At 43.2% G+C, this 10,926-nt stretch carries 10 protein-coding genes; 3 read left to right on the top strand and 7 right to left on the bottom strand.

The features are described from left to right. Window positions 1–144: 144 nt before the first annotated feature. Both acnA and B2866_RS08785 read right to left on the bottom strand, forming a co-directional pair. Complete coding sequence (acnA, locus tag B2866_RS08790; RefSeq protein WP_296192951.1) at window positions 145–2,931, bottom strand: aconitate hydratase AcnA; 2,787 nt, start codon at window positions 2,929–2,931, stop codon at window positions 145–147. A 488-nt stretch (window positions 2,932–3,419) separates the two neighbouring features. After that, the gene (locus B2866_RS08785; RefSeq protein ID WP_296192948.1) at window positions 3,420–4,433 is read right to left on the bottom strand and encodes a DUF3025 domain-containing protein; all 1,014 of its coding nucleotides are present in this window, start codon (window positions 4,431–4,433) and stop codon (window positions 3,420–3,422) included. Between the two features lie 114 nt (window positions 4,434–4,547). Here B2866_RS08785 and B2866_RS08780 point away from each other — a divergent pair, with 114 nt between their 5' ends. Together B2866_RS08780 and B2866_RS08775 are read left to right on the top strand one after the other, a co-directional pair. Then, a complete protein-coding gene (locus B2866_RS08780) occupies window positions 4,548–5,264 on the top strand; it encodes a metal-dependent hydrolase (RefSeq protein ID WP_296192945.1) in 717 nt (238 codons plus the stop codon). 43 nt (window positions 5,265–5,307) lie between these two features. Further along, on the top strand, window positions 5,308–5,862 hold the full coding sequence (locus B2866_RS08775; RefSeq protein ID WP_296192943.1) for a YchJ family protein: 555 nt from the start codon (window positions 5,308–5,310) through the stop codon (window positions 5,860–5,862). 3 nt (window positions 5,863–5,865) lie between these two features. On the opposite strand, the gene B2866_RS08770 is transcribed toward B2866_RS08775, so the two are convergent. The 5 genes from B2866_RS08770 to B2866_RS08750 are packed head-to-tail and all read right to left on the bottom strand — an operon-like array spanning window position 5,866 to window position 9,827. Beyond that, on the bottom strand, window positions 5,866–6,357 hold the full coding sequence (locus B2866_RS08770; RefSeq protein ID WP_010200533.1) for a hypothetical protein: 492 nt from the start codon (window positions 6,355–6,357) through the stop codon (window positions 5,866–5,868). Continuing rightward, complete coding sequence (locus B2866_RS08765) at window positions 6,357–7,298, bottom strand: hypothetical protein (protein ID WP_296192937.1); 942 nt, start codon at window positions 7,296–7,298, stop codon at window positions 6,357–6,359. Before B2866_RS08765 ends, B2866_RS08770 begins: the two co-directional genes overlap by 1 nt. 25 nt (window positions 7,299–7,323) lie before the next feature. Continuing rightward, window positions 7,324–8,232, bottom strand: coding sequence for a class II glutamine amidotransferase (locus tag B2866_RS08760; protein ID WP_296192934.1), 909 nt, complete (start codon window positions 8,230–8,232; stop codon window positions 7,324–7,326). Then, window positions 8,233–8,541 carry a hypothetical protein gene (locus tag B2866_RS08755; RefSeq protein ID WP_296192932.1) on the bottom strand — a complete coding sequence of 103 codons (309 nt, stop codon included), beginning with the start codon at window positions 8,539–8,541 and terminating at the stop codon, window positions 8,233–8,235. A gap of 47 nt (window positions 8,542–8,588) precedes the next feature. Then, entirely contained in the window at window positions 8,589–9,827 is a 1,239-nt protein-coding gene (locus tag B2866_RS08750) for a homoserine kinase (RefSeq protein ID WP_296192929.1), read from the bottom strand. Window positions 9,828–10,014: 187 nt separating this feature from the next. Here B2866_RS08750 and hisF point away from each other — a divergent pair, with 187 nt between their 5' ends. After that, entirely contained in the window at window positions 10,015–10,797 is a 783-nt protein-coding gene (gene hisF / locus B2866_RS08745) for an imidazole glycerol phosphate synthase subunit HisF (RefSeq protein ID WP_296192925.1), read from the top strand. The last annotated feature ends 129 nt before the right edge of the window (window positions 10,798–10,926 follow it).

The following is a 10,926-nucleotide window of genomic DNA, read 5'->3' as shown; positions in this document are numbered from 1 at the left end:
ATCCAATTGAAGACACGCCCTAGGCTGTTGACTGAGAAAGTTTGAGTCTTAGAATTATCACAGCATAAAAATCTCCATAAAAAAAGCCCAATCCCTTACTTTAACTGGGATTGGGCTTCTTATTATACTAAGCTTAATTGACTATTACGCTGCGTTTTTGCTCTCAGCAGCTAACTGACGTAGCACATAGTGCAATACGCCGCCATGACGCACGTACTCGCGCTCTTTTGGCGTCTGCAGCATGACATTGACATCAAAGCTCTCAGTTGAGCCATCAGCACGTGTGGCCGTAACCTTGGCGGTCTTGCTTTCGCCATTATTCAGACCGGTAATGCTAAGCACCTCAGAGCCGTCGAGATTATAGGTCGCGGCATTTTCACCGTCTTTAAAGGTCAATGGTAATACACCCATACCAACTAGGTTTGAACGGTGAATACGCTCAAAAGAGCTGGTCAATACCGCTTTTACGCCGAGTAGAATAGTACCCTTCGCGGCCCAGTCACGGCTAGAACCAGAGCCATATTCTGCCCCGCCAAGTACCACGAGCGGACGCTTGTCTTCTTTATACTTCATCGCCGCGTCATAGATGGCCATTTCTTCGCCGTCTTGTAGCGTGGCGTTGTCGCTTTTAAAGTAGTAGGTATAGCCGCCCTCTTTGCCGCCCATCATCTGATTTTTGATACGGATATTGGCAAAGGTGCCGCGGGTCATGACCGCATCGTTACCACGGCGCGAACCATAGCTATTGAAGTCGGCTTGCATCACACCGCGCTCTTGCAAATATCTGCCTGCAGGAGAATCTGGATCGATATTACCGGCTGGCGAGATATGGTCAGTGGTGATTGAATCGCCAAATAGACCCAAGATACGTGCGCCTTCGATATCAGGAATACCTTCTGGCTGCATGGTCATACCATCAAAGAACGGTGGGTTTTTAATATAAGTAGATTCTTCGCTCCATGGATACAGCTGGCTATCGGCTGAGCTAATGGCGTTCCATGCGGCACTACCGTCAAACACTTCACCGTAGTTTTTGCGGAACATATCGGCGTCGATATTATTGGCAATCAGCTCATTAATTTCATCAGACGTTGGCCAGATGTCTTTTAGATAGACATCATTCCCCTCTTGGTCTTGTCCTAGCGGATGCGTGGTCAGGTCAATATCCACTGTCCCGGCTAATGCATAAGCAACCACCAACGGTGGCGATGCTAAATAGCTGGCTTTGACGTGCGAGTGAATACGCCCTTCAAAGTTACGGTTACCAGATAGCACCGCAGCGGCAACCAAATCGTTTTCTTCAATACCTTTTTCAATCGACTCTAAAAGTGGACCTGAGTTACCGATACAGGTGGTACAACCATAACCAACCAAATAAAAGCCCGTTTTTTCTAGCTCATCCATCAGCTTGGTTTTTTCAAGATAATCGGTAACGACTTTTGAGCCTGGTGCCAATGAGGTTTTGACCCAAGGTTTGGCTTTTAGACCTTTTACAGCGGCTTTTTTCGCCACCAAACCTGCACCAATCATTACCGCTGGGTTTGACGTATTGGTACAAGAGGTAATAGCGGCGATAACGACTGAACCATCGCGCAGTTTGTGGCTTTTATCATCGATATCGACATCAGAGAAGACATGTGGTTTGGCATACAATCTATCGGCTTGTTCTTGCTCACCACCTTCTTGGTCAAAGCGCACTTTGCCTTCGATTTCTGACTTGCGATCTTTGGTCATTTTCTCTAAAGTTTCGCCAAATTTTTCATGCATATCAGATAAGTTGATACGCTGCTGTGGCAAGTTCGGACCGGCTAGGGCTGGTTTTACGGATGATAAATCAAGCTCAAGCTTACTTGAATACGTCGCCGCCGGGGTATCAGCATCGTGCCATAAACCTTGCGCCTTGGCATATTTTTCAACCAGCTCAATCTGGCTTTCTTCACGACCTGACAGACGCAGATAATCAATCGCCATTTGGTCAATCGGGAAAATACCACAAGTCGCGCCGTATTCTGGTGACATGTTGGCAATGGTTGCACGGTCAGCGAGGGGCATACTGTGTAAACCTTCGCCATAAAATTCGACGAATTTACCAACCACACCGTGAGCGCGTAACATCTCAACGACGCGTAGTACCAAATCCGTTGCGGTCACGCCTTCGGTCAATTTACCTTTGAGCTCAAAACCGACCACTTGTGGGATGAGCATGGATGATGGTTGACCGAGCATCGCCGCTTCCGCTTCGATACCGCCAACACCCCAACCTAGCACACCAATACCATTAATCATCGTCGTGTGACTGTCTGTACCAAATACCGTATCAGGATAAGCGGTCAGCTCACCATCTACTTCAGCAGCCATTACCACACGCGCTAGATACTCAAGGTTAACCTGATGCACGATACCAGTTGCTGGTGGCACAACGACAAAGTTTTTAAAGGCGTTCTTGCCCCAATGTAAAAACTCATAACGCTCGTTATTACGCTTAAACTCAATTTTCTCGTTTAAATCCAGTGCATCTTCGCGGCCATAAGCGTCGACCTGTACTGAGTGGTCAACGACCAATTCACTTGGGATAAAGGGGTTAATCTGCTCAGCACGACCGCCAAGCTCAACCACTGCATCACGCATCGCTGCCAAATCAACCACCGATGGTACACCGGTGAAATCTTGCAGGACCACACGCGCTGGCATAAAGGCGATTTCTTTTGACGCTTCTGCGCCAGCGTCCCAATTTGCGACTGCTTCGATGTGGTTTTTACCGACAGATTGACCGTCGTCTTCGTTACGTAAGAGGTTTTCTAAGACGATTTTCATACAAAATGGCAGTTTGCTGATGTTCTCGTAAGTGTCGGTCAGCTTGGGCAAGCTATAATAAGCATGCTCCTTGCCAGCGACTTCAATCGTGTCTTTTACATTAAAAATATCACTCATGGTAGCTTCCTTATCGTTGTTATAGATCCTAAGCATAAATTACCGTGCAGTTGATATGACTATCAATCCGTAAGTATTCATGCTGATAACTGGTGGCTAAATAGATGGTGGTTCATTTCTTCTTAATTTAAATGAATGTGCTTAAATCGAATAGCGACACCTATTTTTAAAAAGCGCTCGTTTTAAAAAAGTGCTCGTTTTTTTGACAAGAGCGAAATATTTATCAATAGCTAAGTGTCGTGACTAACGGTGCTTTTATTTTAACAAACTGTTTATGAATAACGGTTATTGGAGTAAAAGTGCCGTTAACAAAAGATATAAGCATCTGTTTAGCGTTTAACACTAACGTCCTTTTACCATAACAAATAAGCGATGCTTTGTTAACGTCTAGATGGTGTTGAATCGTGGCACAATCGTAAACGCCGCAATGCGTCAGTTCCTTAGCGGTTAAGCTTTGACAATTAACTGGCAAGGTATGAACTTATCTTTTATTTTTGACGGCGGCGACCGCTACGAAAGACGTGGCTGTCATCATAAAAGCTCGGCTGGACATTTTCTGCCCAATAGTGTGGCACGCCCAAAATGGGCAATGGCGACAGTTTGCGCGGGGACACATCTGGCTCTGATAATAACGCGTCCATATAATCGGCCACTTTTTGATCCAAATGATTGATACGCTCAGATAGCGATAGGGCAAAAAATTCTTGCGTGACATTTATCACGATACTATGAGCGCATAATGCCTTGCGTGGGTGCAGTAGCTTCTCTAACAGTGCATGACCAAAAATATAAACTGCTGCTTGAGCTTGGTTATTAAGTTGCTTTGGCTCGTCCCATTTGTCACGCGGTGCAACCAAACTTTCCTGCCAATTAAAATCAATCAACGCCTTACCGATACTAGACTCAGCGGTGACCAATATCGCGCCATTTTCATCAAAGACGGTAATGGTATCGCGGACACGGCCGCGACTGGCGCCGATACCTTGCAGCTTAATCTCAAGCATATGATAATAATTCAGCAGGGCTTTGGTTTTAGGAAAGGTGAGCCAAATACTACCGTTAAATAAATCATGCAAGTTATCACGGGTCGGGATATTGCCGGTGGTGCCGATAAAACGCTCGTACGCTTCGCCTTCTGGTAGCGCCTTCTGCGAGACGAATTGTAAGGTTTCGGCTTGATTGCTTAGCGCAGGTTTGGTTTGCGGTAATGGCTGAAGTAGGCCATTAGCCTGTTGCTGTAATGCTGTATTCAATACCTTTGCAATAATATCAGGTGTATTTTCAACTTTATCGACATTCGCGGTGTCAGTCTGTAACACACTGAGTTGGGTAATGCTTTTGCTTAGGTAGGCCAATTGATGTAAATGACACAGCCATGGCGCTTGCCAGTCAATAGCAGCAAAGCTGTCATCAAGTGTGCTGGCGCATGCAGATGGGTTATTAATAGATGCATCAGAAGTAGTATTTCGATAAGGCTTGGCAGGTAAATCGGTGGCGGTCATATTGATTATCTCTATTAGACGACTGGCGTGGCTATGGTATCATGGAGCGCTTTTTTACGGCTAGACAAGCCGCTCGAAATACAGATTTCGCGCGCTATTTATTGATGAGTTTTTATGGCAAATTTTAACACCCACTTAAATGTTGCATTCATGGCAAGTGGTACGATGAGTCTCACGGTTTATAAAGCCGGATTGATTGATGATTCAGGGTTTTTGATGTGCGCGGCGCTCGGCACTATCGGTGGGTTGCTGCCTGATTTGGATTCTGATAACTCGACGCCGATTAAGCTTGGGTTTAATATCACCTCATTTATCTTTGCCTTTAGTCTGGTGATGCATTGGCGTAGTGAGCTGAGTTTATTAGCGCTGATAGCCTTATGGCTAGCTGGCTACGGCTTTATGCGTTATGTGGTATTTTCGATTTTCACCAACATGACCGTACACCGCGGCGTCATTCATTCGGTGCCCTATATGGCCATAATGGGACTTGGAATGACCTATGTCAGCTACGATATTTTAAACTTACCGCTAACTGTCAGTTGGTTTTACGGCTTATTTTTATTCGGCGGCGCCATGGTGCATTTGACATTGGATGAGCTATATAGTGTGAATTTGTCCAATATGAAAATGAAGCGCTCATCGGGTACAGCGATGAAGTTTTATCAGCATAAAGATAAATGGTGGTATCTGTTCCTGTACGTCATCCTTGCGCTCTTGGTATATTTTGCGCCGCCTTTTACTGAGTTTTGGCAGCAGCTACGTGACCCCGCACCTTGGGCAAAACTTAAACTCGGTCTATGGCCAGAATTGATAAAAAACTGGCTCAATTGAAAGCTATAGAACCGTTAAAAAATGAATAATACACGAGTAAATAATGTCAATTTCCCTACCAATCTGCCCTTGCCAAGTTAACCCAGCCTCAGATGCTATCGGCGTACCGCTACTCTATCAAGATTGCTGTCAGCCTTATCATGACGGGCTTTTAAATAATGAAGCTGATAAAATTGACGGCGCAAAGCCAGACTCTGCTGAGCGTCTAATGCGGTCGCGTTATAGCGCTTTTGTCTTAGTTAAACCAGAATATATCGTCAAAACCACTTTGCCTGCGCAGCAAAAATTGCTAGATATCCTGGCGATTGAAGCATGGGCAAAAGAGACGGACTGGGCAGGATTAGAAATCATTACGCATACGCCAAAGCTAGGCAAACGCCATGCGCAAGTTGAGTTTAAAGCCTATTTTAAGACGAATGAAGATTTGCAAGCACATCATGAGTTGTCTGCTTTTGTAAAAACAAAAAACAAAGCTGATAATGATGCGAGTTGGTATTTTTTAGATCCAACCGTTTCAATGTCTCTCAGCCAAAAGCAGCCGTGTATCTGTGGTTCAGGTGAGAAGTTCAAAAGGTGTTGTGGTGTTTATTTGGGGTAATGATTAGCTCTCGCCTTTAAGTATTACTCTTTTAAATTCGTTAGCTGTTTTGAAAGACGAGATTTGGTTATAAACTATGTATGTAGCTACGACAAATAGAGAAAGTTGAACACTACCGATAATCCAATTTACTTTTATTCCCAAAATGCATATATTTATATTGAGATCAACAACTCCTAGAAGGATATAGTTAGCAATTATTAATCCGACAAATAGGAGAACGTTTGATATTAATTCATTTTTTAAATCGATGAAACTATCTACTACATTTGAATAGGCTTCTAAATCTTCTAATTTCTTCTTTTCAGAAATATCTCGTATAACAGTATCTAAGTAATTCGAAAAAGCTATAGATGTAGCACCGAAGACCGTTAATATAGCAAAATAGCCTTCAAACAATCTCGAAAATACTGGCAAAACACTTCCACTAGTAAAAGTAATTAATACTAATACTATAATAAAAGTGATTAAAAAGATTGTTATTAACTTTTGCATTAATCATGTCTACGCTTGATAAAATCTAGTATCTTATCTGTTAGCTTTGTTGCTACCCTACTTTGTACGTTATCGTAATCTTGCACCTCTTGTACATCAAGCTCATATTGGCTATTTAGTAAAACTTCATTTACATTCTTATGCACAGGAAGTTCAATAGTTTCTGTCAACGAAGCACTTGAAATTATTTTTCTAACACCGTTATCATTGACTTTAAGTTTCCATTCACCCTCGCCTTCTTCGATATACTCTACATAATCTTCAGTAGGTAGTTCAGGGATTTTTAAATTTCCAGACTCACTTTTCATCTTAATTTCTGTTTTATCTTGAGAATACAAGCTATGCAATGCTTCTAAAGCACTTCTAGCCTTTTTGTTAGTTTCTAAAATATTAGGAGAAATCAAGATCAAGTTAAGTTCGTAAATTCTATTATATTTATTAACGGCATGCCAAAATTCGCCTTTAACGGGTATAGGTTCAACAAAAACCCTATAATTATAGTTTAATAGAATTGGATCAAATAATCCTTTCTGTAGCTTCTTAGCAATATACTTTACATCTCCAAATTTAGAGCTTTTTTGAACAAAAATTAATTGTTCAACTGTATCGAATATTACTATAACTGGAATCCAATCGTCTTCTACGCTATTAACAATATCGCCTGGAATCTTCTCACCAACATTTGTTTTCTTTAATCTAGCTAACTTTCCTATAAGAATACTTGATCGCTTATTTGTTTCTTTGCTATCCCTTCTAATAGAATCACTAAACCCTACAAAACTAAACTTTACGTTTTTATCCATCCACTCTCTATCATCTGTAACTGCTACTTTAATAGCATCCCCTTTAATTGTAGGTAACTTGACGGGAATTAAAGTTTCTTGCTTTTCTTCCACTAAAGAGTATCTAAAAACGTAAAACGTACTTTCACTAGTTCTCATATCTTTCTCTACAAAAAGTTAACCCCTAAACACTCGCCCCAACCGCCCGTGCCACCGCAATGCCTTCGTCAATGGTTAAAAACTTACGCTGACTTGGGCTGTCTTTATAAATGACATCACCATCTTGGAATATTAAGCATTCATTGACTGCCAACTGTTGCCACTTTTCATTTTCAGTCAATGGCACGGTGACCAATATCGTGACTTTATCGGTATCGGTGGTCACATCGCCAAAGTTAATGGCCAAATCATCATCTGCCAGTTTTGCTTCGCCAAACGGTGCTTTGCGCGTGAGATAAAACAATAAGCTACCAGCATAAGCCAGCTGCCACCGACCGTTTGAGATTAGGCAATTGAACAAACCGTTGGCAGAAAGGTAGCGACATTGGGTGGTTAAAAAATTAAACAGCGTTTGATCATCTGGGCGGGTTTTAAAGCTGCTTTTTAGGCGATTGACCAAATAGCAAAATGCCATTTCAGAATCGGTTGAACCAACTGGCTGGCAATGTGAGGCATTGCCATTGTCTTGCAGGCGCTGACAGCGTTTAATAAATTCGCTATTCATCTGCCCGTTATGGGCAAATACCCACTGCTCGCCCCACACTTCGCGGACGAAAGGATGGGTATTGGCCAAACAATTCTGTCCTTGGGTCGCTTTACGAATATGGGCGATGACGTTCATGGCTTTAATCGGATAATTATTCACCAAATCAGCCACGGGCGATAGATGGCTCGGATGATTGTCATGGAACAGACGCAGACCAGTCGAAGCATTGGCGATTTTGTCATTATTGGCGCATTCACTACGCTCAAAAAACGCGATACCAAAGCCATCTTCATGACTGTCGGTCATGCCGCCGCGACGGCGAAACCCTGCAAAGCTAAAACCAATATCGGTTGGGGTATTACAGTTCATTCCTAAGAGTTGACACATTTATACTTCACCGCCGTTGTTGTCTTTTGCAGAATTTAAAGTAGGGCTTAGAGTAGCTTCTGATACTTCATCAAACATCTCATAAGGCGTTGCACCATCGGTATCGATATTCGCCAAAATACGCTGCGCATGCGCCAAATCTGTATCTTGTATCCACAGCACAATCCCAGAATTCATACCTGGCATGGCACTCAGCGGTTGCAGAGACACCGTAATGCCGTTATTACGCAGCAGATTGGCATGCAGCTCGCCTTGCATATTGGTATCGTAGCGTGCCAGTTTGTGCCAGTTATCAACTTGATCAGTCATGGTAAATTCCTTTTAAACAGTTAAATGTCTTGTTAATACAGATGAATTTAATAGAAGTCAAAACCTGATGACCAGTTAATTTGATTTAGCGGATAAGCATCAATATGGAAACCGTTTGGATAGTCTTTAAAACCAGGTTGTGATTTTAATTGGTTGATAGCTGCTTGCGCTTGTTGCTCAGTCGCAAACACACCGATTAATTTAAAATCTTCGACATCGTTGTTTTTATCATCATCTTTACAGCGTGCGTGTTCAAGCACGAATACCGTATTTTGTTCTTTTTCAACATGTGACCAATGATAAGCCGCTAAGCGTTTCATGAGGTCAGGATTTTTGACCATGATATTATCGCCAGTGCGACCTTCGGTACGGTTGTAATGGATAACGTTTAAACGTAATAGCCAAAAAATCACCGCTGCTTTGGCAAGCATCACTGGTAAAGCACGTTTTTCATCTTCGCCAAGCGCACGTTTGGACTCATAGCCTTGCAAAAAAGCCGCCATTTTACTGCGGTCAAAATTGACAGTTTCGCCTTGCTCGGCATCGCCCCCCGTCGTACAAAAATCATTAATGGTAATGGCAATATCCATCACATAATGCTCAACGCTGACTTCGGTAAAGTCCAATAATCCCGTTAAACGCGCTGCGCCTTTTTGGCTATTATTTAACGATAAGTCCCATAAAGTATTATCAGCGAACATGTCTAAATGACATAAGCCTTTTGGCAACGTCGCAAGCGGCAAATCTGAGTAAGCGCGCCAAATATCGCTCATGAGCTTGGCTTCGTCACTGGGCATAAACTGCATTTCACGGTCACGCACCTCCTTCCATGGGTATAAAGGCACGCCGTATTCTTCCGCAGGTTGCAGTGCTTGTAAGGTCTCATGCAGCATGGCTAAAGCGGCGCCAATTTCGTGACACATCGCCTGTGTAGTCTGCTGTGGATGCGCGCCAGCCAGACAAGGCACTAGCGTAATCGCTTTATTATCGTAGCGTATGACATAGCATTTTTCTTCGCTATCAACCAGTGACAACGGCGCGGCAACGGGTAATTTGCCATCTAATTGATTGAGGATGACCGCCATTTTTTCGATGTCTTCTGGTGGACGCTCTTCAAATAGGGTAAATACATAAGAGTGCGCGCCATCTACATCATCAGTCGTCTGAATAAACCAGTTAGAGTTTTTGATACCTTGGGTAATCGGAATGGCACGCGCAAATGACACGCCAAAACGCTGGCAAAAAGCGGCAAACTGCTCATCGGTTAACTGGGTATAGACGGACATGACATCTCACTTATGGCAATTAAAAGAAGGTAAATAGGATAAATATCGACGGTAATGACAGTGATTGTACCGCGCATGAGCAAACTTTGGTTAAAAGCATAATAATCTTGCGAAAAGCTGCCTGATATGGCGGCGATTTTGCTAGACTAGCGCTTACGGATAAATTGATTATAAGGTGAAAGACCCTATGTTAGCAAAGCGTATCATTCCTTGTTTGGATGTTGATAATGGCCGTGTGGTCAAAGGCGTGCAGTTTGTCGATATTAAAGACGCCGGCGACCCTGTCGAAGTCGCTAAGCGCTATAACGAGCAAGGTGCTGATGAGATTACTTTTTTAGACATTACGGCGACCAATGATGAGCGCGATACCACTTATCATACCGTTGAACGTATGGCTGAAACCGTATTTGTCCCATTAACCGTCGGTGGCGGTGTGCGTAAGATTGCTGATATTCGTAACTTACTCAATGCAGGTGCGGATAAAGTGGCAATCAATTCTGCGGCCGTATTTACTCCTGAGTTTGTTGGGGAGGCAGCGCAGAAATTTGGTAATCAATGTATCGTGGTGGCTATCGATGCCAAGCGCGTTGAAGATATTGAAGTTGATGGCATCATCATGCCGCGTTGGGAAATCTTTACCCACGGTGGGCGTAAACCAACGGGCATTGATGCGGTTGCTTGGGCAAGTAAAATGGCTGCTCTCGGCGCTGGCGAGTTATTGGTCACCTCAATGGATGGTGACGGTACCAAAAAAGGCTATGATTTGGCACTAATGCAGCAAATAACCAGCCGTGTAAATGTGCCGGTTATTGCTTCGGGCGGCGTTGGTAACTTGCAACATTTAGCTGAAGGCGTATTAGAAGGTGGCGTCGATGCCGTACTTGCGGCCAGCATTTTTCACTTTGGCGAATATACCGTGCAAGAAGCCAAAGAATATATGGCCGCACAAGGCATACAGATGCGTCTTTAAGATTGCTAAAATATCAATGCCTGGGCAAAAAATGGTATCATAGCGCTACTTATTTATTTTTGTCAGTTAACTATTGAAAACAATCGAGATTTTACATAAAAATTTTGGGTGGTGTATCAGAAAGTATGC

The organism is Psychrobacter sp. UBA3483, assembly GCF_002377905.1.
Taxonomy (GTDB): domain Bacteria; phylum Pseudomonadota; class Gammaproteobacteria; order Pseudomonadales; family Moraxellaceae; genus Psychrobacter.
This window is presented reverse-complemented; position numbering and strand designations above follow the sequence as displayed.